This is a genomic window from Acinetobacter sp. TTH0-4 (assembly GCF_015602665.1).
Classification (GTDB): domain Bacteria; phylum Pseudomonadota; class Gammaproteobacteria; order Pseudomonadales; family Moraxellaceae; genus Acinetobacter; species Acinetobacter albensis.
The window spans coordinates 359,690-382,517 of record NZ_CP059079.1 but is presented as its reverse complement, the minus strand read 5'-3'; the positions used below and the strand labels follow the sequence as shown (position 1 = coordinate 382,517).

Genomic DNA, 22,828 nt, shown 5'->3' with positions numbered 1-22,828 from the left:
TTTCCTGCTTTAATTTTGAAAATATGGAATATTTTAATATTCCATATTTTTTTTATGGTTTTTTATAAAGTGTATTTACAATACACCTTTAAAGATGTATTTTAAATATATCTTATAAATTTATCGCCATGAGAGATCAGTTATGACTCCGCAGCAAATTGACCTTGTAAAAGCCACCGTTCCTGTACTACGTGAAAATGGCGTCGCTTTGACGGGTTATTTTTATAATCGCATGTTAGGCAACAATCCCCATTTAAAAGAAACCTTCAATATGGGACATCAACGTAGTGGCGCACAGGCGCAAGCTTTAGCGGGTGCAGTTTTAGCATATGCTGAAAATATTGAAGATCCTTCTGTGCTGTTGCCTGTGGTTGAACTTATTGCACACAAGCATGTCAGCTTGAATATTCAAGCACCAGACTACAATATTGTGGGTGAAAATTTACTGCATTCGATTAGTGAAGTACTTAGCATTTCTATGCAAGATCCACTGATTGATGCTTGGGCAGCGGCTTATGGTCAATTAGCTGATCTTTTTATTCGTACTGAAAAAACCATCTATGATCAACATCAAGAAACCAAAGGCAGCTGGTTAGGCTGGCGTAACTTCAAGATTGCCAAGAAAGTCGTTGAAAGCGATGAAATCACGTCTTTATATCTTCAACCTGCAGATGGTGGTGCTTTACCGAAATACGAAGCTGGCCAATATATTTCAGTGCGTGTTTTCGTCGAAGAACTTGGCTTAAAACAACCTCGTCAATATACGCTTTCAACAAGCCCGCAAGCGGACTATTTGCGTATCTCTGTGAAACGTGAAGATCAAAAAGGCGATATGGTTCCAGGTTGGGTATCGAATACCTTACATGGCTTGCCAGAAGGTTCAGAAATTGAAGTTTCTGCACCAACAGGTAATTTCTACCTGATTGATCCAAATAAACGTAATGTCTTTATCAGTGGTGGTGTAGGCCTTACTCCAATGATTGCCATGCTTAATCAGCTGGTGACTTTAGACATGCCGCAACCTGTGACATTCATCCATGCTTGCCGAAGCAAACATGTTCACGCAATGAAACAGCATATTCATGAATTAAAGGCTCAATATCCGCGTTTAAGCACATTTACAGTTTACGAATTCCCACATCAAAGCGATAAATTAGACGAAGATTATGACGCAACAGGTCGTCTAGACTTAAATGCTGTAGATCGTATATTACTGTCGCCAGATGCAGATTACTATTTATGTGGCCCAATGCCTTTTATGGTTGAACAGCAGAAAGTACTGCTTGCCCAAGGTATTGCTGCTGAAAATATCCACAGTGAAGCATTTGGAACAGGTGGTGTTCACCACTAATCTAAACCTATCAGCAAAATATCTAGGGCTAGTCTGCTTATGATAGACTAGCCCTAATTTATTTAATCAATGAAAATATCAGTATAATCATGCAGCTTAACAAGTTTACTGACTATGCTTTGCGCATTTTATTGTATATTGCACGGCCTAGAGAAAACGCTTACACCATTGCAGATATTGCACAAGATTTGCATGTCTCACAAAATCATTTGGTCAAAATTGTGCATTTTATGGGAAAACAAAAATGGATTATGACCACACGCGGTAAAGGCGGTGGTATTCGCTTAAATGCAGAAACATTAAATTTAAATCTCGGTCAAATTGTGCGTATTTTGCAGGGCCAAAATCCGATAGTAGAATGTCATACCCCCCCCTGTGTATTCCGCAATAACTGTGATTTAAAAGGAATTCTAGATCAAGCACTTGAAGACTTTTATCAATCTTTAGATCAGTATCGGTTAAGCGATGTCGTCGATCCAAACACGCCAAATAAATATACGGTTTCATCCCCCATTCCTCTCATTAATGTCTAAATACTCACGCAAAGTTTTCAGCTTTCAAAATGCAAAGGTCGCTTGCCTAGACGACTTCCTCTATAATGCTTCCTTGTAGATCATTTATTGAAGTTGAGTTATGCACCACAGCAGAGGAAAATCCAAAAACAGTAAGACGGCCAGTGCGCCTAAGCAAAAGATCAGCTATGAGAAAAAAGTTGATTCCGCCATTACTGAATATTCTGTGCGTTCACTCAACTGGTTACGTCAAGCTGAATTCTTAATGAGCGCACCAAAACTGAATTTGTGCGTTGACGATACAGGTTATGAAATAGCTTTTGCAGGTCGCTCGAATGCCGGTAAATCGAGTGCTATCAATGCATTGACCAATCAAAAACAATTAGCGCGGGCCTCTAAAAAACCTGGCCGTACCCAAATGATCAACTTTTTTAGCTTGGGTAATCCTGATCAACGTCTGGTCGATTTACCCGGTTATGGTTATGCAGCCGTACCTGAAGCGATGAAATTGGTTTGGCAAAAAGAGCTGGAAAATTATTTGATTCATCGCCAAAGCCTACAAGGTTTGGTCTTATTAATGGATATTCGTCATCCATTACAACACTTCGATGTCATGATGTTGGAATGGGCATACTCTCGCCAATTGTTCGTACATGTGCTTTTGACCAAATCCGATAAGTTAAATCGTGGTCCTGCATCAAAAGTATTGCAAGAAGTTCAACAACAATTGAAAAAAATGAAGCTCCAGTTCTCGATTCAATTGTTCTCATCTATGAATAAACAAGGCTTAGAAGAGCTGGCCAGTGTCATGGGGGGCCGTCTGAACTTTACCCTTGAACAAGCCAGTGAATTTAATTTAGACAGTATTCCTGACGCATCAGCAGATGATATTGAATTTGTTGAAGGTGAGGAATTTATTGAAGACGCTGAACTTGTGTTTGATGAAAATGAATTTGAGCATACTGCCGAAAACCAAAGTATTGACCATAATTTAACTGATGTATCTCAAAATGGATCATCTTCGACCTAAGTCCTCTTATCTGATCACATTCATCATCTATTGATATCTGAATGTCCTCTATTGCTAAACACAAGAGAGGACATTTTTTTATACTTAATCTCAAGTAATAAATGTTTAGAAAAACAATAGGATCAGATGATGAAACTTTTATCTTTATTTAAGAAGTCTAAAATTGGCTCTTCAATTGAATATCAAATTAAGCCGCGGAAAGTAAAATTTGACTGGCAAGATACGCCTGTGGACTGGATTCCAAATCAGCCTTTTGTCAGTTATTTTATTAATGAAATTAATATGATCTTACCGGCGGGCGAATTTTGGTTTTGTCGCCTTTACAACAAAGTTTTGCCGCAAATTAGCAATGAAAAACTCAAAGAAGATGTGAAAGCCTTTATTCGTCAAGAAGCCATGCATGCCCAAGCACATGCATCTGCATCTGCAAATAAAGAATATTTAACGCTACGCAATATTGATGTTCAGCGTAATTTAGACCTCATGGATTTTTTATTTACGAAAGTGTTGGCAGACCAGCCTTTAGGATTCAAAGTGCCTAAAATACTGGAACATCAATGGGATTTATTTCGTCTTGGGATTATTGCAACGGTTGAACACATGACCTGCGTTCTGGGAAAATATGTTTTATATAATCAACACTGGGAAGAATTGGGTGCAGACCCTGCCATGCTAGATTTGGTTAAATGGCATGGGGCAGAAGAAATTGAACATCGTACAGTGGCTTTTGATTTATACCGCCATTTGGGCGGTGGCTATATTGCGCGTTACTATTTAAGTGGGTTCGTTATTGCTGGTGTCTTAGGCTTATGGGTAGATGGTGCAGCACACATTATGAAACAGGATGCACGTTTTAAATCCATTCAACCGAGTTTATTTAAACCTTGGATTTGGCGAGAATGGTATGTCATTTCGCAAAAAGACAATCGTCTCATGCCAAATCCATTTTGGATTGTTTCACAACAATTGGGTTATTTAATGCCTTGGTACGACCCTGTACATGAAGCCAAAACCGAAGATGCGATTGCTTATTTGGATCAGTCTCCTGCGGCAAAACGAGCTGCGCTTAAAGTTGCCTAAAAAAACATAGAAATATAAAAAATCGGGCTATATGCCCGATTTTTTATGTATTTAAAATCAACCGAATCAAAGCTAGAAGGATTGAAAGAATTGGATTGAAAGGAAATCCCAGCTCTCATGGACTTACATCATCCTTCAAACTTTATAGCAATCACTTTAGTTTATTCTTGAAGGTTTAAACTGATAAAATAAAAATATTTTGGGTCAACAAGGTCCTTAAATAAACAAACCTGCATAAACTATTGCTAAGTTAATTATGCAGGTTTGTTTTAAGCCAGAAACGGATACATATGGGAAAATAGTTTAGAGTCTGTGTGGAATAGCATTTAAACCAAAACGTCATCATCACGCGTGTGACGATCAACCACGACACTAATCATCATATCGCCTTGAACATTGACAACAGTGCGTACAGTATCAAGCAAACGATCAATGGGTAATAAAATTGCAATCGCTTCTGCAGGCAATCCCACAGATTGTAACACCATAATCATGGTCACCATGCCAGCACTGGGAATTCCAGGCGCACCCAGTGATGCAATCATGGCCGTTACACACACAATGAGCTGCTGCCCAATACTTAAATCTAAGCCCATCAAATTTGCAATAAACAAGGCAGCAGCAGCCTCATACAGCGCTGTCCCATCCATATTGAGTTGTGTGCCTAAAGGAATAACAAAACCAGCTGTTGCTGGTCGTACGCCTAAGTTTTCCTGTGCACATTTTAACGATAATGGCATGGTGGCGGAACTGGAACTGGTGGCAAAAGCAGTAATTAATGCAGTGCGGGTGCCTTTAAAAAAGGTCATGGGACTCATTTTACCGAAAATCCATAACAATAATGGCAACACGACTACACCATGAAAAATCGTGGTACCTGTCACCACCGCAGCAAACTCAACCAACCGATTTAATACCGAAATATCTTCTGTTGAAATGAGTTTGGCTAAAAGTGCAAAAATACCAATAGGTGCAAGGCGCATGACCCAAGTAATCATTAACATCATAATGTCAAAAAATTGCTGACTTAAACGACGTACCGTTTTAAACCGCTCACCACCTTGAACCAGTGCCACACCAATAAATAAGGCAAAAAGCACCACCGCCAGAACATTACCTTCAGAAAATGCTTTAAAAGGATTAATCAGGGTATTTTGAATAAAGTTAGTAAAAAAAGAACTAGCAGTTAAGGTGTCTGGGCTTTGATGACTGCTCATAGCATCTTGGAACATGGCAATATCCACACCCTTACCCACATCAAATAGATGTGCACTGCTAATCCCTAAAATCAGTGCCAAGGTGGTGGTCGTAATACAGCAGGCCAAAGTGATTTTCCACACTTTACCCAACTGCCCACCCGATTTTAAGTTTGAGACGCCAACCACAATTGAACTAAAAATCAAAGGGATGAGTAGCATTTTTAACAAGCCAATAAAAATACTACTGGCGATGCCTAATCCATATAAACTGGCATCGAAAAAAGTCGTGTTTGGATAAAGATTTAAAATAAAGCCAAATGCTACGCCTAAAATCGCAGCGACTAAAATTTGTGTATTCAAGCTCATTTGTGCATGCTTTTATCATTAAGTTCTATCAGCACTATGCCATGCAGAATACATAGAATCGAGATTTTTTTTGTCACTCACCTACATTAAAAATAATAAAGCCAATCATTAATGATTGGCTTTTAAAAAATGCTAAAACTTACTGCGTTTCAATTTCGCGAATCCGAATTAAGCCTTCTTGGCTTGTACTACACACCAATTCACCGTTTTGCCACATCCGTCCAAAATTTAAACCACGCGAACTAGCACTCACTGTCGCATCCATATCGTATAGCATCCATTCGTCGGCGCGAAATGGTTTATGAAAATACATGGCATGGTCAATACTGGCACATTGTAAACTTGGTGATAAATAACTTAGACCATGTGGACGAAGTGCCGTGGTCATTAAAGTAAAATCTGAATAAAATGCAGCGATGGCTTGATGTAGAGAAATCTCATCTACTTCTGCTGTAATTTTATCGTGGGTTTTTAAATAGTGGGCATAGGACGGTGCCTCGGGTTGAGGCTGAAAGGGATTACTCGGGTCAATCGGACGAATTTCAATATGACGATCCCGCATAAAGCTAGCACGTACATTTTCTGGTACAAACTCCACTAACATTTTTTTTAATTCAGCTTCTGATTTGACCTGTTCCGGCTCAGGATACTCAGGCTCATTGATTTGATAGTTCAAACCTTCTTCGGGATGGGTAAAAGAAATCATGGCTGTAAAAATGGTTCGACCATGCTGAATAGCACGAACTTGGCGACTTACAAAACTTTTACCATCTCTCAAGCGATCCACTTCATATAAGATGGGTGCATTTACATCCCCCCCATACAAAAAATAAGCATGCAAAGAATGTGCAGGACGGTCAGTGGTATAAGATGCAGCACGCAAGGCTTGACCCAGTACTTGGCCCCCAAAAACACGCTTCCCTACTAAATTGCGACTTATACCGCGATAAAGATTTTCTTCAATTTTTTCAAGACTGAGTAGTTCAACCAGTTCTTGAGTTAAAGTATTCATAAGCGACCTATTTAATATGGGATACCTAAAATGCAGGCGAAAAATTTAAATTAATCAGATAAACTATTTTTCTATTTTGCCACAACTTTAGACGTATCCTCTAGCATTTGCTTGACTGACTTATCATCTGTTTTAACAGCAAGATAGGCTAAAAATACGTTTTTTAACGATAAAAGTTAACTACCCCACTGCATTTTGTCAGAAAATGACATGCAATTTTAATTATAATCATGCAAAACAATCCCCCCTCAGAATATCTGTGGTTTCGGTCAGTGAAGTAGGAGTAGCTATGTCCAAGAGTGGCTTTGGTCAATTATATCGTCAGCTTTCAAGTAAGCTGCTTGACCTTGTGGTAACTCCACATGTTCTTGGTGAGGTTCCTACTGAACCGACAGTTCCAGCAACAGATTTGATCACAGAAGCACCCGTTAGCCAAAAAGTGGTGTGTTATGTCTTACAAAATTACTCTCGAAGCAATGCCTTGCTGGTTGATGGTGAAACACGTCGCTTAAAACTCACAGCAGCCTTAAACTCACTGGTGATTGGTAATCATAAAGAAAAGGCCTCTATCCTTTTTTTACAACATCATAATGAAAATAATCTGCTCCATCCGCCTTCACATACTTTTCCACCCCGACTGTTACGTTTAATTGACGTTTTAGAAAAACACCCTGAAGTGGATATTGAGCTTATTCCAGTGACGGTATTGTGGGGACGCGCACCTGATAAAGAAGACTCTTGGTTTAAACTGCTTTTTACCGATACTTGGGCAACGCCGGGTACAGTCAAGCAACTGGTCAATATTGGTTTACATGGCCGCCAGTCCTATTTAGAGTTTCATCAAGGACAATCTTTACGCGACTTGGTCAATTTTGCCAAAAACACACATCCGAATTTATCCCCTGCCACTTATATCCTCAATACCTTAAATAATTATTTAGATGGTCAACGTGAAGTGGTGCTTGGTCCCGACCTATCTGACCGTCGAAACGTCATGCATTCCCTGATTAAAGCACCTGATGTCCAAGATGCGATTCGTCGTGAAAGTATTCGTAGCAAAGTCAGTATGATTGAAGCAGAAAGTCGTGCCATTGGCTATTTGAATGAAATCGTTTCCGATTATTCACATTCAGCCATCCGCTTTGCCGATATGGCCCTGACTCGTCTATGGACGCAGCTCTATGATGGTGTAGAAGTACATAACTTTAGTACAGTGCGTGAGCTTGCCAAAGATTATCAAATTATCTATACCCCCTCGCATCGCAGTCATATTGATTATTTGCTTTTGTCGTATGTGATTTATAGACGCGGCATGATGGTGCCATATATTGCTGCAGGTGATAATTTAAATATGCCCTTTGTGGGGCAATTACTTCGTGGCGGTGGTGCATTTTTCATTCGCCGAACTTTCCGCGGAAATGGTCTTTATACGACTGTTTTTAAGGAATACTTATTTAATATTTTGTCCCGTAATACACCGCTTGAATACTTTATTGAAGGTGGACGTTCACGTACTGGACGCTTGTTGCCACCCAAGACGGGAATGTTGGCAATGACCGTGCATAGTCATTTACGCGGTAAGGCCAAACCCATTGTATTTTTACCAACTTATATTGGTTATGAACGTCTCATGGAAGGCTCCACCTACGTGGGTGAAATGCAAGGTAAGCCAAAAGAATCTGAATCGATTATCGGCATTCTCAAAACATTACGTAAAATTGAACGCATTTTCGGTAAAGTTCATGTCAATTTTGGCGAACCTGTTTTTTTAGATGCAATGTTGAAAAAACATGGTGCAGATCAAATCAAAATTGAAAAAAATGATGATCCAATTCCATCACCCGTTTCAGATGCAGTAAACAGTTCAGCGCATGCGATTTTGGAAAATATTAATCGTGCAGTCGTCATTAATCCGGTATCGCTCCTCTCGCTCATTCTACTTGCGACTCCCAAGCATACGCTCGATGAAGAAATCTGTATTAAACAGTTAGATGCTTATCGTAATTTGGTCAGCGCTTTACCTTATGATGAACGCACTCAAGTAACGCCACTTTCGGGTAAAGAAATTATTGCTTATGGTTTAAAACTTAAGCTGATTAAACGTGTTAAACACGTACTGGGCGATATTATTGCTATTGCAGACAATCAAGCTGTATTACTGACTTATTTCCGCAATAACATTTTACATGCCTTTGTTTTGCCGTCGCTGATTGCTGCTTTGGTTGAACATAACGGTTCGATCCGACGTGGCGATTTGATTAATGTTATTCGTACACTGTATCCATTTTTAAAAGCGGAACTGTTTTTAAAATGGCAGGATGACGAACTGAAAGATCAAATTTGTGCTTATGTAGAAGCCTTAATTCATGCCCATTTAATTTCGGAAAATAGTGAAGGTCATTTAATTTCTTCCGCACCAAACTCAGAAGAACATAATCAGTTAATGGTTTTGGCTGCGCCAGTCATGCAAAGTCTGGAACGCTACTACATGACATTAGCGCTGATTACCCAACGTGGTTCGGGAAATATTTCAACCCGTCAGGTTGAAGAACTGAGCCATTTGGTTGGGCAACGCTTATCTGTTCTATATGAATTTAATTCGCCAGAATTCTTTGATAAAGCTTTATTCCAAAGTTTCATCAAAGTTTTGACCCAGCAAGGCTATATTCGCAATAACGCAGAAAATGCCATCGTCTACGATCAGCAATTTCAGAATATTGCACAGTATGCCAACTTAGTTTTAGACGATGTCACTTTACAAATGTTACAACACATCACCACCTTTAGTGATCAAGAGCTTAAAGATGTGCTCGATGCAGTGGCAGCTCAGCAAGTCAAAAAACGCTTAAAGCGTAAGAAAAAGTAACCTTTTGTCTTAACTCCTTTCTCTTGTATCCTTTTTCTTAGGTTACAAGAGAAAGTTAGCCGAGGTCAGCATCCTTATCTATTCGAGCATCTATATTATTGTTTAGGCTAATAATTTTTGATAATCTTCAAAACAATTTTCATGTTTTAATTCAAATCCCATTTCTCGCATATGGGTCGCGTAAATGCGTTTTCCTGAAACTTCTAAACTGTCTAATTCCAATATAGGTAAATTGAGTTGTTGTTGAAACCACTGAATAATTAGATGCATGGCAATAGGATGAGAATTCGTCACAAGATAGGATTTATGGGGATGTTCCACGTGAAGCAGATGCACTAAAAACCTTGCCAAGTCCTCGATATGAATGCGGTTACTATAATGAACTTTAGGGTAGTGTTGGGTATTTTCAGCCAATTTGATCATACGGGCAACGGAAGTGCCGTAAATACCCGTCGGACGAATGACAATACATTGCTGTGGAAAAGCTTGCTGATAGAGCTGCTCCATTTTTAATAATAACTGTCCCTGCACATCCTTGGGCTGAATAATAGAATCATCTTTTATCTGTTCACCCTGATTTTCACCATAGATTCTCGTAGACGATACCACGATGATTCTTTGTATAGGATGTTGTTTTAACGCATTACAAATCGGCTGCACAGAATCGACATAAGTTTTTTGATAAGCTTCAAGCGTACTTTCATTTGGGCTTAATAACACATAGACCCCATCAATCGGTGGAATTTGCGTTAAATCGAGCTGATGTACGTCCTGCATGTCATGCGTTGCATATGCATCTGTTTTCGGACTTCGACTAATTGTGGTAATTTGATGACCTTGTTCAAATAATTGTTTGGCAATACCTTGAGATGTTTTACCATAGCCAATCAATAAAATATGCATTAAACACCTGATGATAAATCTAAGTTGAGGGTAAATGGCTGCAGTCCATCAATTACAAGGGGTAGGTTCTGCCTCTGCTGCTTTACTGGAAAAGCTGAATATTTTCACTACAGATGATTTATTGTTTCATCTGCCACGTGATTATGAAGATCGTAGCACGATCATTCCCATGAACCAATTGATCGTGGGACGTAGCTATTTGCTCGAAGGTATTGTCAAAGGTGTAGATTTCCCGCCTGGCAAACGCAAATCGATGGCCGTGCTATTGCAGGATGATTTTGCTAAAGTCACTTTACGTTTTTATCATATCTACAAAGCCTTGACCGATCGGGCCAAAATTGATCAACGTTTGCGTATTTTTGGTGAAGTTCGTGTCGGTGCGCGTGGTTTAGAACTCTATCATCCTGAAATTCAACTGATTACTGAACACACACCTTTACCCAAAACTGAACTTACCGCCATTTATCCCGCAACAGATGGCTTAACACAGCCAAAATTACGCCAATATGTTAAACAGGCGCTTATACAACACAGCGATGATTTACCAGAATTATTGCCTCCACAATTCACCAATGGCTATGTGCTTAAACAAGCACTTGAATATATTCATCAACCGCCCGTCAATGCCAACATGTTGCAATTGGCGCAAGGCTCTCACCCTGCGCAGCAAAGACTGATTTTTGAAGAATTGGTTGCACATCAAATTAGCTTATTATCACGACGCGCCTATATTCAACAAATTGCGGCCCCTGCTTTTTCACCCAGCAAAAATTTTGCAAAACAATTATTGGCTACTTTGCCGTTTCGGATGACCGATGCACAAAGCCGAGTATGCAAAGAAATAGTGGCCGATTTAAAGCAAAATAAACCGATGCTGCGTTTAATTCAAGGCGATGTCGGAGCAGGTAAAACGTTGGTTGCAGGGGTGACTGCATGTCATGCATTAGAAGAAGGTTGGCAAGTTGCCTTAATGGCTCCAACTGAAATTTTGGCAGAACAGCACTATTTAAATTTTAAAAAATGGTTTGAACCGCTCGGTTTAAATGTGTCATGGCTTTCAGGCAAGCAAAAAGGCAAAGCTCGAGCGAACGCAGAACACCTCATCAAACAGGGCAGTGCCAATCTTGTCGTGGGTACGCATGCGCTATTTCAGGAAAATATAGAATTTGCCAAACTCGGTTTGGTAATTATTGATGAACAGCATCGCTTTGGAGTCGATCAAAGACTGGCTTTACGTAACAAAGGCACCCACAACACCACGCCTCATCAATTGGTCATGACCGCGACCCCTATTCCACGGACGCTTGCCATGTCAGCTTACGGTGATTTAGATACCTCGGTCATTGATGAGCTTCCGCCTGGGCGTACTCCTATTCAAACCGTAACCATTCCTTTAGAAAGACGTGAAGAGGTGCTTCACCGAATCGCCAGCAATTGTGGCGAAGGTAAACAGGCTTACTGGGTTTGTACTTTGGTAGAACAGTCGGAAACCTTAGATGCCCAAGCAGCTGAAGCAACTTATCAGGAAATGACAGAACGCTTTCCTCATCTTAATATTGGTCTTGTGCATGGCAAAATGAAAGCTCAAGATAAACAAGCCGTGATGCAACAATTTAAAGAAAACCAGTTGCAATTATTGATTGCCACCACTGTCATTGAAGTGGGTGTAGATGTGCCAAATGCTTCAATTATGGTGATTGAAAATGCAGAACGTTTGGGTCTTTCACAATTGCATCAGTTACGTGGACGGGTGGGACGTGGTGCGACAGCGAGCTTTTGTGCTTTATTGTATAAGAGTCCGCTGTCTCAAAATGGACAAGAACGCTTAAGAATTTTACGTGAAAGTAATGATGGTTTCGTGATTGCAGAAAAAGATTTAGAAATTCGAGGACCGGGTGAATTGCTGGGTACCAAACAAACGGGTGATATGGGGTTTCGGGTCGCAAAATTAGAACGTGATGATCATCTGCTCAACCAAGCACATCATGTGGCACAACAAATTCTTAAGGATTATCCTGAAAATGCCACCGCTTTATTAAAACGTTGGTTACCTGAAGCACCACGCTACGCCTATGTATAGAAAAGATCATATTTTCAAAACAAGCGAGTAGATCATCATATGATTATTCCCGTTAAGCGAGAAGATTTAAATCTTCGCTTAAAACTGATGTTGATCATTTAAAATGACCATCATCAAGCACTAGAAATTATAAAAAATCTATGTCATCAAATAAAAGCTGATTCTTTTAATTGCAAAATTTGGGATTTGAACCTTCGCTTATTTTGTTGCAACTTATTAGAAATTGTGCAAAATTAACGCAAAATAAAAGAACAATAAATATATGTTCAATCTTATTCATCCACTGCTCAACAAAAGCATACATGGCCTTTCATCTTGCATTCTGTGTGGCATAGACCGACAACAACACCATTCACTCTGTCAGGATTGCTGGCAACAACTGCCTTGGTTGAAATCAAGTGTGCAAAGACAGGAAATAGATATTCAAGTTGCCTGCCATTATAGCTACCCGATGGATCGTATTATTCAAAAATATAAGTATGAACAACAATTACAGTTTCAGCGTTTACTGGCCGAAACATTGATTGAACTCCACCTTCCGAAAGTACAAGCAATTGTTCCTATGCCTATTTCGGCTCCGCGTTTAGCAGAACGTGGTTATAACCAATCTTTAGTCATTGCAAAAATTTTAGCAAAACATCTTAATGTTCCCGTTTGGCAACCCATTTCAAGATCAGACCAACACTCACAAAAAGGCTTAACCCGACTAGAACGAATCGAAAATATTGAACAACAATTTGAAATTTGCACACGTTCAAAGCTTCGTTATCGACGAGTACTCATGCTCGACGATGTGGTCACCACGGGAAGCTCTCTGTACGCGTTAAAACAAAAACTAGAAGTTCTCGGTTGCCAAAAAATTTATGCGGCATGTCTTGCCTGTGCAAAAGCTTAAAACAGCTTAAACCACAGTATTAAGCAAGTATGTCCTCTATCAAGAAACGTTTGATCCAAGGAATTACTATTTCAGTACTCAAAGGCGCCAGTTGGATTTGCTGATCGTCTAAATCGACCCACTTCATTTCAACAATTTCCGCTTCAATTTTTGGTTCTTGATCTAAGGTCACGTAGTAAACATAACTGACCAAGTGATGATCAGGCTCATTGGCTGTCGCTGTTTCAAAACGTCCAATAAAGTGTTTTATGTGTGCCTGACAACCAATCTCTTCCTGAATTTCACGAAGCATGGTTGCTTCAGGTGGTTCATTGGGTTCTAACTTTCCACCCACTTGCATAAAACATGTAGTATTTTGCTTTCTCACCACCAGCATTTGCTGTTGCTGATTGAGAATAATGGCAGCAGCAACAGTAATAATTTTCATGGTTATTTCACCAAATCTTGCTGATTGGCCATGCCCCATTTGGGTTGTGGTGCTTGAAATGTCTTAAATTGCTGTAAAATGTCTTCAATTGAATCCGATGCAATAATACTTTCAGTAAAGCGTGCTTGAGTAAAACCTTTCTGCGTGGTCAAGTGGATAAATTTCAGTAAATCATCATAAAAGCCTTCCACATTTAAAAATGCGCATGGCTTTAAATGGATACCCAATTGAGCCCACGTCCACTGTTCAAAAATTTCTTCTAATGTTCCCGCCCCACCTGGTAATGCAATGAAAGCATCCGATAATTCAGACATTTTGGTTTTACGTTCATGCATATTATTGACCACATACAATTCAGTTAAATGCGGATGAGCCAGCTCACGGTCAACTAAAGCATGTGGAATCACACCAATCACTTGCCCACCTGCTTGCAAAGCACTATCAGCAACCACACCCATCAAGCCAGAACGACCACCACCATAGACCAAGGTTTTACCTTGCTCAGCAATGGTCTTTCCCATTTTTTGCGCAGTATCTAAAAAAATGGAATCTGTTCCTAGAGCTGAGCCACAAAAAATAGCGATAGAATTCATCATTTTTTTATCCTGTTTCGAAGTTGTCATACTGTTAAAGTACATTTAAAGGAGATTTTTTAATAAAAAACCGCTTCAATCAGTGTTTTTATTCCATTCCTTGTCTAAAATACACCCATTGATTTAACCCATACTGCGCAGGGGAAAAGACAGCATGCTGGAAGCCTTTTACGCCACAGAGCGCGGTAGTTTGGAAGACGCCACTATTAATGGCGGTTTTGATCTTCACCCAGAATTAGTGTGGATTGACTTAATTGCTCCCTCACAAGAAGAACAACAGTGGGTACTTGATGCCTATGATCAAAACTTACCCACACTAAAATCACTGGAAGATATTTCTTCATCGGCACGATTTTATCGTGATGATGATGGTATTTTACATATCAGCACCTATTTTTTAACGAAAAATAAAAACTTTCAAGTTGATGGTGAGACAGATGACAATGCCAGTATATTAGCCACAGTTCAAACCGTAGCTTTTATCCTGCACAAAGATCACCTGTTTACTTTACGCGGTGAAAAACTGGTCGCATTCCGTGCATTTCGTGCACGTGCCCGTCGTAATGACTATGAAATGGAATACAAAGATCCGACTTGGGTGCTATTAGGTTTGCTCGAAGCTAAACTGGATGAACTTGCGGATATCTTGGAAGATATCCACAAGGATCTAGAAAAATACTCGACAGAAGTGCTCAACAATCGTCATCGAGAACAAATTTTGGATTTGGATGACATGATCACTCGCTTGGCGCAACTTGAAGATGTCCTCGGAAAAGCACAACTTTGTCTGATCGATTTACGTCGGGTATTAACTTTTCTGGCTCGTCCAAGAGCATTAGGCAGTCATATTTATGATGCAGATATTCGAGAATTGAGTGAAGATGTTCGCTCACTGGTCGAGCATGATGCTTTTTTATTCCAAAAAGTACGTTTCTTACTCGATACTACCTCTGGATTTATTAACACCGAGCAGAATGATACGATTCGTCGCTTCTCCATTTTACCAAGCATGCTCGCACCACCTATGCTCGTCGCCAGTGTCTATGGAATGAATACCGATGTACTTCCTTTTGCGCAAGGCACCACAAGTTTTATTATAGTCGGCATCATTCTATTACTGTTCTTCTTTGGTCCACTGATTTACTTCCGTTGGAAGAAATGGATTTAAGTGAACTTTGAAGCAGTGCTTCAAAGCGAAGTGCAAGAAAAGCTCTAAATCTGATAAATACCTATTTACAGAGCATAAAAAAAGCACCTTAAGGTGCTTTTTTTATGCTCTGTATTTAACTGATCAGTTGTAAATCATCTTGTAAATGACAGGCCTGAATAATGTTCATCATTTTGTCAGGTACAGCTTTAAACTTTAAGCCTTTGGCGTGAGGAGTCTGACGCAACCAACGCACTAACACAGCAAGCGCTAAAGTACTCCCCTGTTCCAAATTGGCCAAATTAATCACGACAGGAAACTGACCTTGCGCTTGAATCAATTTCAAACCTTGTTGGTAATAGCTTTCTGCATTGTCATAATCAATTTTGCCAGATACCTGTACTTCCTGATTAATGATTTCAAGCACTGAATACATCCTCAGTTATTTATTGTTAACAGCTGCATCTGCATCAGGTTTAAAGTTTGCAATTGCTTTATCCAAACTACCACCGTTACGTTTTACCGTTGCAGCAAACTGATTACGGAACTGTAAACCTAGATCAATTCCTGAAACATTGATGTTACGAATTTTCCATTGGCTACCTTTATCCACCAACTGGAAAGATACAGGAATTTTTTCACCTTTATTGGTAAAATCTAAAGTGACTACAGGATTTTTGCTGTTTGTCGCTTTATATGGACGCAGGCTATAACTCTGATTTGAGAATTTAGCAAATGCACTACCATAATTTTCAATTAATGTTTCGCGGAAATTACGTTCAAATTGAGCACGTTGTGCAGCAGTACTATATTGATTGGTTGCATATGTTCCCATCACAATACGCGTAAATGACTGAGAATCAATATACGGATCAAGATTTTGACGAACAATACTTTTTACAGCTTCAGGATTATTTTGTAATTTCGCATGATCAGTTTTCAAGCGTGAAATTAAACCATCTGCAACTTTTTTGACAAAAGCGGGTGGCGCTTCTGCAGGTGCTGCAAAGGCTGTTGCCGCGATCATGGTCGATAAAACACTTGCTGTGAGTGTTTGTTTAAATAAAGTATTCATTAAAATCTCCTCTCAAATATTATTCAACAAATGAAGCTTCGGTATTTGCTGATTCACTCGATGTCTTTTCATTTGCTGCTGGTTCTGTTGATTTACCTGCACCGCCAGTAATAAATTTGCTAATCAAATCTTCAAGATCCATTGTACCTTGGGTATTAGCAATGCTTTCACCACGTTTAACGTAATTCAAACCACCGCCTGGGACCACTTTCAAATATTTTTCGCCCAACAAACCATTGGTTGCAACCATAATATAAGCATCTTCATCAATACTGGTAATGGAGCTCATGTTATCTAAGAGTTGTTTTTCCATTGTTTTTTGTTGTGTCGGTGCAGCTTCAGTATAGTCAGTGCTATAACGCAATTCTTCTAAGGCATTGTTAGTAACCGTTTTGAGCTGTTCTGCATTAAATGACGTCAGTTTACCATCAAGCTCAAAATGTACGGTGGCTAAACGTGAAACAGGGTCTAAAGTAATATCGGTTACACGTCCAATAGTGACACCACTCATGGTGACTTTAGCACGTGGTTTCAATCCATTAACATTATCAAACTGTGCCGTCAAAGCATACGCATCGCGTAAATTGGTTCCAAATAATCCACTGACTTTCATCGCAAGGAAAAATAAAGCCAATCCAAAAATAATGACAAAAATACCGACGGTCAGCTCACTTGTACGTGATTTCATTAAACCCCTCCGAACATGACCGCAGTCAACACGAAATCAAAACCTAATACACACAATGATGAATACACCACTGTACGCGTTGTAGATGTTGCAATACCTTCTGAAGTAGGTTCACATGCATAGCCTTGATAAACTGCAATCCAAGTACAAATCAGTGCAAAAACAATACTTTTAATAATACCATTTACCACGTCATGTCCAAATTGAACTGTGCTTTGCATGCCGCTCCAATAAGAGCCTTCATCTACCCCTAAAAAATCTACGCCAACAATTTTACCGCCCATAATCCCAATTGCCGCAAAAATTACGGTCAACATCGGTAAACTGACCACACCGGCCCATAACCGTGGTGAAACAATTCTTTTTAGTGGGTCGACCCCAATCATTTCCATGCTCGACAACTGTTCTGTAGCTTTCATTAAACCTATTTCAGCAGTTAATGCAGAACCTGCACGCCCAGCAAAGAGTAAGGCAGCGACAACAGGTGCCAGTTCACGCAATAAGGTCAATGAAACCATAGTTCCCAGCATCGCTTCAGAACCGACATTGACTAAAATAGAATAGCCTTGTAAGCCCAACACCAAACCAATAAATAAACCAGAGACCCCAATGATCAATAAAGACATGACCCCAATACGGTGCATTTGATAAATAAAAAGTTTAACGCCCAAACGAGTTGGCATAGAAAATAAAATTTGTAGCAACATTACCGTTGCTACTCCAATTCCACGTACACGTTCAATAACGCGTCTACCTAATAAGGCAATGGCATTCATGAACGTACCTCATCACTTAAATAAGCTTGATGACTAAATTGATAATCGACTGGACCTTCAATGGATCCAGTCAAAAACTGACGTACAAAAGGTGAAGCATGTTGTTTTAATTCAGCAGGCGTCCCTTCACCTTGCACTTTTCCTTCTGCAACAACGTAAATATAATCTGCAATGGATAAAGTTTCTGCGACATCATGCGACACAATAATGGTGGTTAAATCAAGTGCTTCACGTAGCGAACGAATCAAACGACTTAGCACACCCATCACAATAGGATCCTGACCTGCAAACGGTTCATCATACATAATGAGTTCAGGATCGAGTGCAATTGCTCGCGCTAAGGCAACACGACGATTCATTCCTCCTGAAAGTTCTGAAGGCATCAGTTGTTCTGCACCCCTCAAACCGACCGACTCCAATTTTAAAGCCACAATCTCAGCAATCAAGTGTTCAGGAAGTTGGGTATGAGCACGCAGTGGAAATGCCACATTCTCATAAGTGGTCATATCGGTAAATAATGCGCCACTTTGGAACAGCATCCCCATTCGTGCCCGTGCAGCAAACAATTCAGAACGTGACATACTGGCAATATCTTTACCATCAAGCAAAACCTGCCCATGATCTGGAATGAGTTGCCCACCAATCAGCCGCAGCAAGGTTGTTTTACCCGTACCAGAAGGTCCCATAATTGCCGTAATTTGGCCACGACGAATGTTTAAACTAACATTGTCATAAATGATACGTTCCCCACGTTTAAAGCTCAGGTTCTTTACCTCAATCAAAGATTGGGTTGAGGAGATTTGATTATTCATAGCTGAGCATTTTCCTACATTTTTTCAGCTTGCCTACTATAAAGGATTAAAACTGAAAATGTTATCTTTAGCTAATCAGCCTCAGACTTGAAGTATTTTGAATACATTTGAATTCTAATGTGATTATTAATGAAATACATCGCTAAATATAGGACGTTGTGTTACGAAAAAGAATGATAAATGTAAAATATGAAATTAAAAAATATGAGGATTAAAACAACATAAGGCATGATGACCTCTTAAATAAGGTGTAAATATTTTAAGAATTTTAGTATAGAAATTGGCAAATTTTAAGTAAAATTTGATTAAATATACATTTCTTATGTTGTGTCATAAAAAAACCGGTGTTTCCACCGGTTTTTTTATATTTTAACGAAACCTAACGAATTAATCGTTAAATTTACGACGCGGACGGTCTTCACCACCAAACGCTGGACGTTCAGTACGTGGTTTATCATCAAAGCTACGACGTGGACGATCTTCACCGCCAAAAGTACGCTTAGGACGATCTTCGCCACCAAAAGTACGCTTAGGACGGTCATCACTGAATGAACGTTGTGGACGATCACCGAAACCACCTTCACGACGTGGTGCTGGACGATCACCAAAATCACGCTTAGGACGATCAGCATAACTGCCTTCACGAGCTGGTTTGTAATCTACACGGTTACCACGGTTGTCATCATTCGAACGCGGTTTGTCACCAAAGCTACGTTGTGGACGATCACCGAAACCACCTTCACGACGTGGCGCTGGACGGTCATCAAATGAACGTTGTGGACGATCACCATAACCACCTTCACGACGTGGCGCTGGGCGATCACCAAAATCACGCTTAGGACGATCATCACCATAAGAAGGACGTTCGCCACGTGGTTTATCATCAAAACTACGTTGTGGACGATCACCATAACCGCCTTCACGACGTGGCGCTGGACGATCACCAAAATCACGCTTAGGACGATCATCACCATAAGAAGGACGTTCGCCACGTGGTTTATCATCAAAACTACGTTGTGGACGATCGCCACGTGGTTTGTCATCAAAGCTACGTTGTGAACGACCACCACCGAAACCGCCACGACCGCCATCACGACCACGACCACCGCCGAAACCGCCACGACCGCCATCACGACCACGACCGCCGCCATCACGACTACCGCGTGCAGGAGGTGGAGATGGCTCAAGGCCTTCAATTTCAGATACATTCAAACGTGCATCAAGGAAATCTTCAAGTGCACGAATTTTACCGCGTTCACGATAAGTCGCTAAAGTAATTGCATTACCTGTACGACCAGCACGACCAGTACGACCAATACGGTGTACATAGTCTTCATTTTTCATCGGTAAACCGAAGTTAATAACGTGTGAAATCGTTGGTACGTCAAGACCACGAGCTGCAACATCTGTAGCAACAAGGATTTTTGCACGACCTTCACGAATACTACGTAAACGACGGTTACGAACAGTTTGTGGCATTGCACCATGAAGTGCAACTACTGATAAACCAGCTTCAGCAAGTTCTTCAGCCAACATATCTGTGTCTTCTTGAGTTGAAGCAAACACAACAGCTTGATCTACAGACTCATCAGACAACCAATGCGTAAGTAACTTTTTCTTGTGTTCGAAACCATCAGTCCAATGCAAAGTCTGAGTGATGTCTGTATTGGTAGAGTGACCAGTTTCAATCGCAATACGTACAGGATTATTCATCATACGTTCAGCAAGCGTAATAATACGCGGTGCAAAAGTTGCAGAGAACATTAAAGTTTGTTTACGGTTTGCCGCTAACTCACCAATGGCTTCTAGATCTTCAGAGAAACCTAGATCAAGCATACGGTCAGCTTCATCGACAATTAACGCATCAACTTGATCAAGTTTAATTTGACGACGGTTAACAAGATCTAGTAAACGACCTGGAGTCGCTACAACTACTTGTGCACCTTTCAACTGTTGAATTTGTTTACCAAAAGGCATACCACCCATGATTGCAGCAACACGCACACCTTTCATATGGCGTACTAATGCAATTGCATCTTGACATACTTGTTGTGCAAGTTCGCGAGTAGGTGAAATCACCAAAATATTTGGTTGAGTTACCGCTTTCATACGATCTTTAAAAGGTACAAGCGTATCTTGATTCGCTAAACCATTTAAAGTAGGAAGTAAGAATGCAGCTGTTTTACCAGAACCAGTTTGGCTTGATACAAGAAGGTCTTTACCTTCAAGTGCCGCTGGAATTGCTTGTTCTTGTACAGGAGTTGGTGTAGTAAAACCTAAACCTTCGATCGCTAGTGTTAAAGACTCATCGAGGGAAAAATCAGCAAAAGTTTTGCTCATAGAGAGTGTTCACCCTAAATTGGGTGCTCCATTTAATAAATTACAATATGGACATCGGCAAAAAGCGGTACAGCAAATAGAGCTGAAAAATATGAATTCAGCAGCGATCCGAATAACGTCGATGTGGATATAACGCACACATGATTACGGCCGCAAACCTGAAGGAATCGCTTAAGCGATTGGGGCGCGAAGGATATGTCCTCTCTATGGACAGAACGCGCATACAATGATTAGAAGATAATGTTCAGGTAAAGAACGGAAATTTAAGTGCGTGGCAGCATGATAGCAGAACTTTTTTTAAAAGTAATCATTTTTTTCGATTAAATTCTTCATCCACACTGTTTTTTTCAGTAAACACCTATTCTACAACCCAATTTAGTTTATTTTTTTATTCAATTATATAAAATAAAGTTTTTCTCTTTCAGTCTATTTATGAAAAATAAGTGATAAGTGATAAGTGAGTAAATTCTATATTTAAGTTCATCGCATAAAAAACTATGCTAAATAGAATTCTTATCTAAGAAGTATCTGCTTTCCAAATACACTCCCTTATACTTTTTTAAAATCAATTATTTAAATTTTTCCTATTTAGCATTGAGCAATTCCCCCATCTACTTACTAAAATGTGAGATTTTATAACGCAAATCGTTCCACCTCTTGTTATTCAGCATCACTACATCGCAAAAAACTATTTTTGTCTTAGTGTATACTTTCGAGAGCTTGATATGACATTTTAATAATCAAATGATGCATTCAAAAATGAAAATGCCAGTCAGCTGAAAGCTGACTGGCATTTATTTAAAATAGCATTTTTATTTCACTATGTTGAATTGACTTATTTTGCGGCATCGCCCCAAGCTGGAATGACTGCACGCATTAAAGGTTTTAGCATTTTCATTGAACAAGCCAAGACCTGACCATTTTCCATTGAATCACTACCACCACGCGCATCGACAACTGTACCGCCTGCTTCTTTCACGAGGAGTTCACCCGCAGCGATATCCCAAGGCTTTAAACCAAGCTCAAAATAACCATCGAAACGACCAGCAGCGACGTAAGCCAAATCTAATGCAGCAGAACCTGTACGACGATATTGCGAACCGGCATCAGTAATATTTAATAATGTTTCAAAATGGTTTTTCGCATAAGAAATAATTTCACCGTTACGTTGCGCACGGTAAGCATGACCTACAGCCATAAATGTATTTTCTAGGCTGTCTTTAACATTTACGCGAATACGGCGCTGATTCATCATCGCCCCACGACCACGACTTGCAGAAAATAGCTCATCTTTCACAGGGTCATAAATCACACCGTGTTGAGTCACGCCTTTGTGCTGAACCGCAATAGAAATACAGAAATGTGGTACGCCATTAATGAAGTTTAGAGTCCCGTCAAGTGGATCGATAATCCAACACCAGTCAGCATCATGACCTTTGCCTTCTTGCAGGCCAAACTCTTCACCTAAAAAACTGTGGTTTTTATAGCTTTTTTTAAGAGTTGCAATTGTTAATTCTTCTAAATAACGATCTACACGCGTTACTGGACCATCAATACCTTTTTCTTCGACTTGTAGATCGAGTTTATGACGATTTTGATGCGCTTTTAAAAGCTCTTGACCAACTAACTGAGCCGCACGCGCAGCCATAACCACCATAGGTTCCATTGAACACCCA

Annotated in this window: 20 protein-coding genes; 8 read left to right on the top strand and 12 right to left on the bottom strand. The window is 39.9% G+C overall.

The annotated features are described in order from the left end of the window. Nucleotides 1-142: 142 nt before the first annotated feature. The 4 genes from hmpA (at nucleotide 143) to H0S58_RS01735 (ending at nucleotide 3,973) form a co-directional block, all read left to right on the top strand. Nucleotides 143-1,351, top strand: coding sequence for an NO-inducible flavohemoprotein (gene hmpA, locus H0S58_RS01750; protein WP_195726974.1), 1,209 nt, complete (start codon nucleotides 143-145; stop codon nucleotides 1,349-1,351). Between the two features lie 89 nt (nucleotides 1,352-1,440). Then, nucleotides 1,441-1,884: an RrF2 family transcriptional regulator gene (locus tag H0S58_RS01745; protein ID WP_195726973.1), complete on the top strand. Its 444-nt coding sequence runs from the start codon at nucleotides 1,441-1,443 to the stop codon at nucleotides 1,882-1,884. 100 nt (nucleotides 1,885-1,984) lie between these two features. Next, nucleotides 1,985-2,893 (top strand): ribosome biogenesis GTP-binding protein YihA/YsxC, encoded by a 909-nt coding sequence (yihA, locus tag H0S58_RS01740; RefSeq protein ID WP_195726972.1) that lies wholly within the window; start codon nucleotides 1,985-1,987, stop codon nucleotides 2,891-2,893. 126 nt (nucleotides 2,894-3,019) lie between these two features. Continuing rightward, entirely contained in the window at nucleotides 3,020-3,973 is a 954-nt protein-coding gene (locus tag H0S58_RS01735; protein WP_413784408.1) for a metal-dependent hydrolase, read from the top strand. Between the two features lie 326 nt (nucleotides 3,974-4,299). Here H0S58_RS01735 and H0S58_RS01730 read toward each other — a convergent pair whose 3' ends face one another. Both H0S58_RS01730 and H0S58_RS01725 read right to left on the bottom strand, forming a co-directional pair. Continuing rightward, a complete protein-coding gene (locus tag H0S58_RS01730; protein WP_195726970.1) occupies nucleotides 4,300-5,538 on the bottom strand; it encodes a dicarboxylate/amino acid:cation symporter in 1,239 nt (412 codons plus the stop codon). 139 nt (nucleotides 5,539-5,677) lie between these two features. Beyond that, nucleotides 5,678-6,550 (bottom strand): acyl-CoA thioesterase, encoded by an 873-nt coding sequence (locus H0S58_RS01725; RefSeq protein WP_195726969.1) that lies wholly within the window; start codon nucleotides 6,548-6,550, stop codon nucleotides 5,678-5,680. A 289-nt stretch (nucleotides 6,551-6,839) separates the two neighbouring features. On the opposite strand from H0S58_RS01725, the gene plsB reads away from it, so the two are divergent. Next, complete coding sequence (gene plsB, locus H0S58_RS01720; protein WP_195726968.1) at nucleotides 6,840-9,416, top strand: glycerol-3-phosphate 1-O-acyltransferase PlsB; 2,577 nt, start codon at nucleotides 6,840-6,842, stop codon at nucleotides 9,414-9,416. Nucleotides 9,417-9,518: 102 nt separating this feature from the next. On the opposite strand, the gene H0S58_RS01715 is transcribed toward plsB, so the two are convergent. Then, complete coding sequence (locus H0S58_RS01715) at nucleotides 9,519-10,319, bottom strand: NAD-dependent epimerase/dehydratase family protein (RefSeq protein WP_195726967.1); 801 nt, start codon at nucleotides 10,317-10,319, stop codon at nucleotides 9,519-9,521. 34 nt (nucleotides 10,320-10,353) lie between these two features. Between H0S58_RS01715 and recG the strand changes: the two genes are divergently transcribed. Together recG and H0S58_RS01705 are read left to right on the top strand one after the other, a co-directional pair. Beyond that, nucleotides 10,354-12,399, top strand: a complete 2,046-nt coding sequence (gene recG / locus H0S58_RS01710; protein ID WP_195726966.1) for an ATP-dependent DNA helicase RecG — start codon at nucleotides 10,354-10,356, stop codon at nucleotides 12,397-12,399. Nucleotides 12,400-12,661: 262 nt separating this feature from the next. Continuing rightward, nucleotides 12,662-13,294: a ComF family protein gene (locus H0S58_RS01705; RefSeq protein WP_195726965.1), complete on the top strand. Its 633-nt coding sequence runs from the start codon at nucleotides 12,662-12,664 to the stop codon at nucleotides 13,292-13,294. 19 nt (nucleotides 13,295-13,313) lie between these two features. Here the strand turns inward: H0S58_RS01705 and H0S58_RS01700 are convergent, their stop codons facing one another. Beyond that, complete coding sequence (locus H0S58_RS01700) at nucleotides 13,314-13,721, bottom strand: NUDIX hydrolase (RefSeq protein WP_195726964.1); 408 nt, start codon at nucleotides 13,719-13,721, stop codon at nucleotides 13,314-13,316. A 2-nt stretch (nucleotides 13,722-13,723) separates the two neighbouring features. Beyond that, on the bottom strand, nucleotides 13,724-14,314 hold the full coding sequence (locus H0S58_RS01695; RefSeq protein ID WP_053580295.1) for a TIGR00730 family Rossman fold protein: 591 nt from the start codon (nucleotides 14,312-14,314) through the stop codon (nucleotides 13,724-13,726). Between the two features lie 154 nt (nucleotides 14,315-14,468). Between H0S58_RS01695 and H0S58_RS01690 the strand changes: the two genes are divergently transcribed. Continuing rightward, nucleotides 14,469-15,482, top strand: coding sequence for a CorA family divalent cation transporter (locus H0S58_RS01690; protein WP_053579488.1), 1,014 nt, complete (start codon nucleotides 14,469-14,471; stop codon nucleotides 15,480-15,482). A gap of 115 nt (nucleotides 15,483-15,597) precedes the next feature. Here H0S58_RS01690 and H0S58_RS01685 read toward each other — a convergent pair whose 3' ends face one another. The 7 genes from H0S58_RS01685 to H0S58_RS01655 all read right to left on the bottom strand — a co-directional run bounded on the left by H0S58_RS01685 (nucleotide 15,598) and on the right by H0S58_RS01655 (nucleotide 22,818). Continuing rightward, complete coding sequence (locus tag H0S58_RS01685; RefSeq protein WP_227552568.1) at nucleotides 15,598-15,897, bottom strand: STAS domain-containing protein; 300 nt, start codon at nucleotides 15,895-15,897, stop codon at nucleotides 15,598-15,600. 6 nt (nucleotides 15,898-15,903) lie between these two features. Further along, complete coding sequence (locus tag H0S58_RS01680) at nucleotides 15,904-16,536, bottom strand: phospholipid-binding protein MlaC (RefSeq protein WP_053579486.1); 633 nt, start codon at nucleotides 16,534-16,536, stop codon at nucleotides 15,904-15,906. Nucleotides 16,537-16,555: 19 nt separating this feature from the next. Beyond that, complete coding sequence (locus H0S58_RS01675) at nucleotides 16,556-17,224, bottom strand: outer membrane lipid asymmetry maintenance protein MlaD (protein WP_195726963.1); 669 nt, start codon at nucleotides 17,222-17,224, stop codon at nucleotides 16,556-16,558. Next, entirely contained in the window at nucleotides 17,224-18,000 is a 777-nt protein-coding gene (mlaE, locus tag H0S58_RS01670) for a lipid asymmetry maintenance ABC transporter permease subunit MlaE (RefSeq protein ID WP_195726962.1), read from the bottom strand. Before mlaE ends, H0S58_RS01675 begins: the two co-directional genes overlap by 1 nt. After that, a complete protein-coding gene (locus H0S58_RS01665) occupies nucleotides 17,997-18,812 on the bottom strand; it encodes an ABC transporter ATP-binding protein (protein ID WP_092718637.1) in 816 nt (271 codons plus the stop codon). The genes mlaE and H0S58_RS01665 overlap by 4 nt, the downstream gene beginning before the upstream one ends. A gap of 387 nt (nucleotides 18,813-19,199) precedes the next feature. Further along, nucleotides 19,200-21,152, bottom strand: coding sequence for a DEAD/DEAH box helicase (locus H0S58_RS01660; protein WP_053579482.1), 1,953 nt, complete (start codon nucleotides 21,150-21,152; stop codon nucleotides 19,200-19,202). 835 nt (nucleotides 21,153-21,987) lie between these two features. Further along, complete coding sequence (locus H0S58_RS01655; protein WP_195726961.1) at nucleotides 21,988-22,818, bottom strand: inositol monophosphatase family protein; 831 nt, start codon at nucleotides 22,816-22,818, stop codon at nucleotides 21,988-21,990. Nucleotides 22,819-22,828 lie beyond the last annotated feature (10 nt).

Excerpts from the sequence above, each read along its gene's own strand:
- H0S58_RS01705 (WP_195726965.1), top strand. The coding sequence starts at position 12,662 with ATGTTCAATCTTATTCATCCACTGCTCAACAAAAGCATACATGGCCTT.
- H0S58_RS01675 (WP_195726963.1), bottom strand. The coding sequence starts at position 17,224 with ATGAAATCACGTACAAGTGAGCTGACCGTCGGTATTTTTGTCATTATT.
- H0S58_RS01660 (WP_053579482.1), bottom strand. The coding sequence starts at position 21,152 with ATGAGCAAAACTTTTGCTGATTTTTCCCTCGATGAGTCTTTAACACTA.
- H0S58_RS01730 (WP_195726970.1), bottom strand. The coding sequence starts at position 5,538 with ATGAGCTTGAATACACAAATTTTAGTCGCTGCGATTTTAGGCGTAGCA.
- H0S58_RS01735 (WP_413784408.1), top strand. The coding sequence starts at position 3,020 with ATGATGAAACTTTTATCTTTATTTAAGAAGTCTAAAATTGGCTCTTCA.
- H0S58_RS01655 (WP_195726961.1), bottom strand. The coding sequence starts at position 22,818 with ATGGAACCTATGGTGGTTATGGCTGCGCGTGCGGCTCAGTTAGTTGGT.
- mlaE (WP_195726962.1), bottom strand. The coding sequence starts at position 18,000 with ATGAATGCCATTGCCTTATTAGGTAGACGCGTTATTGAACGTGTACGT.
- yihA (WP_195726972.1), top strand. The coding sequence starts at position 1,985 with ATGCACCACAGCAGAGGAAAATCCAAAAACAGTAAGACGGCCAGTGCG.
- H0S58_RS01715 (WP_195726967.1), bottom strand. The coding sequence starts at position 10,319 with ATGCATATTTTATTGATTGGCTATGGTAAAACATCTCAAGGTATTGCC.
- H0S58_RS01665 (WP_092718637.1), bottom strand. The coding sequence starts at position 18,812 with ATGAATAATCAAATCTCCTCAACCCAATCTTTGATTGAGGTAAAGAAC.
- recG (WP_195726966.1), top strand. The coding sequence starts at position 10,354 with ATGGCTGCAGTCCATCAATTACAAGGGGTAGGTTCTGCCTCTGCTGCT.
- H0S58_RS01745 (WP_195726973.1), top strand. The coding sequence starts at position 1,441 with ATGCAGCTTAACAAGTTTACTGACTATGCTTTGCGCATTTTATTGTAT.
- H0S58_RS01700 (WP_195726964.1), bottom strand. The coding sequence starts at position 13,721 with ATGAAAATTATTACTGTTGCTGCTGCCATTATTCTCAATCAGCAACAG.
- plsB (WP_195726968.1), top strand. The coding sequence starts at position 6,840 with ATGTCCAAGAGTGGCTTTGGTCAATTATATCGTCAGCTTTCAAGTAAG.
- H0S58_RS01725 (WP_195726969.1), bottom strand. The coding sequence starts at position 6,550 with ATGAATACTTTAACTCAAGAACTGGTTGAACTACTCAGTCTTGAAAAA.
- H0S58_RS01695 (WP_053580295.1), bottom strand. The coding sequence starts at position 14,314 with ATGAATTCTATCGCTATTTTTTGTGGCTCAGCTCTAGGAACAGATTCC.
- H0S58_RS01685 (WP_227552568.1), bottom strand. The coding sequence starts at position 15,897 with ATGTATTCAGTGCTTGAAATCATTAATCAGGAAGTACAGGTATCTGGC.
- hmpA (WP_195726974.1), top strand. The coding sequence starts at position 143 with ATGACTCCGCAGCAAATTGACCTTGTAAAAGCCACCGTTCCTGTACTA.
- H0S58_RS01680 (WP_053579486.1), bottom strand. The coding sequence starts at position 16,536 with ATGAATACTTTATTTAAACAAACACTCACAGCAAGTGTTTTATCGACC.
- H0S58_RS01690 (WP_053579488.1), top strand. The coding sequence starts at position 14,469 with ATGCTGGAAGCCTTTTACGCCACAGAGCGCGGTAGTTTGGAAGACGCC.